The sequence below is a fragment of the Clostridium acidisoli DSM 12555 genome (assembly GCF_900176305.1).
In the GTDB taxonomy this organism is placed as follows: domain Bacteria; phylum Bacillota; class Clostridia; order Clostridiales; family Clostridiaceae; genus Clostridium_I; species Clostridium_I acidisoli.
The window spans coordinates 1-1,582 of record NZ_FWXH01000059.1; the positions used below are offsets into that span (position 1 = coordinate 1).

Annotated in this window: 1 rRNA gene; it reads right to left on the reverse strand. The window is 47.5% G+C overall.

Going from position 1 to position 1,582, the window contains the following annotated elements:
* Positions 1-1,553, reverse strand: a 23S ribosomal RNA gene (locus B8978_RS19335); the annotation flags it as partial.
* Between the last annotated feature and the right edge of the window lie 29 nt (positions 1,554-1,582).

The window sequence follows — 1,582 nt, forward strand, 5'->3', positions numbered from 1 at the left end:
TAACACCTCAACTAATCAGGCGGATTTGCCAACCTGCATGTCTTAGTGCTTAGACGCACATCCAATAGTGCGCACATCCTATCCTACTGCGTCACCCCATTTCTCAAAACGGAGTTTGGTGGTATCGGAATATCAACCGATTGTCCATCACCTACGCCTTTCGGCCTCGGCTTAGGTCCCGACTAACCCTGGGCGGACGAGCCTTCCCCAGGAAACCTTAGGTTTTCGACCACTAAGATTCTCACTTAGTTCTCGCTACTTATGCCAGCATACTCACTCCTGTACAGTCCACCGCTCCTTACGGTACGACTTCAGCCCATACAGGAAGCTCCTCTACCGCTCTTTCGAGCCCATAGCTTCGGTGGTAAGTTTTAGCCCCGGACATCTTCGGCGCGGGATCTCTTGACTAGTGAGCTATTACGCACTCTTTGAATGAGTGGCTGCTTCTGAGCCAACATCCTAGTTGTCTTAGAAATCCCACATCCTTTTCCACTTAACTTACACTTTGGGACCTTAGCTGATGGTCTGGGCTGTTTCCCTTTTGACCACGGATCTTATCATTCGTAGTCTGACTGCCGAAATAAAAGTATATGGCATTCGGAGTTTGATAGAGTTCAGTAACTGTTGTCAGCCCCTAGCTCATTCAGTGCTCTACCTCCATAACTCAATTAATCGACGCTAGCCCTAAAGCTATTTCGAGGAGAACCAGCTATCTCCGAGTTCGATTGGAATTTCTCCGCTATCCACAGCTCATCCCATGGTTTTTCAACACCAATGTGGTTCGGTCCTCCACGGAATTTTACTTCCGCTTCAACCTGGCCATGGATAGGTCACCCGGTTTCGGGTCTACAGCATGCAACTAGTCGCCCTATTCAGACTTGGTTTCCCTTCGGCTCCGTACCATAAGTACTTAACCTTGCTGCATACCGTAACTCGCTGGCTCGTTCTACAAAAAGCACGTCGTCACACATAAAAAGTGCTTCGACCGGTTGTAGGCACACGGTTTCAGGTTCTATTTCACTCCCCTTCCGGGGTTCTTTTCACCTTTCCCTCACGGTACTGCTTCACTATCGGTCACTAGTTAGTATTTAGCCTTGGGAGGTGGTCCTCCCAGCTTCCCACAAGGTTTCACGTGTCTCGTGGTACTCTGGATTAGATCTAGCAATTTTCTCTTTTTACCTACAGGACTATTACCTACTACGGTAGAGCTTTCCAGAACTCTTCGGTTAAGATATTATGCGTTTATGATCTATCCGCAACCCCAAGAACAAAGTTCTTGGTTTGGGCTCATTCCCTTTCGCTCGCCGCTACTTAGGAAATCGATGTTTCTTTCTCTTCCTCTGGGTACTTAGATGTTTCAGTTCCCCAGGTTTATCCCCATATACCTATGAATTCAGTATATGGTACATACCGTTAAGGTATGTGGGTTTCCCCATTCGGAAATCTCCGGATCACAGGCTATTTGCGCCTACCCGAAGCTTATCGCAGCTTGTCGCGTCCTTCTTCGACTTCTAGTGCCAAGGCATTCACCATGCGCCCTTTGTAGCTTGACCTTTTGTTACTTTTTAGATAAACTAAAAAG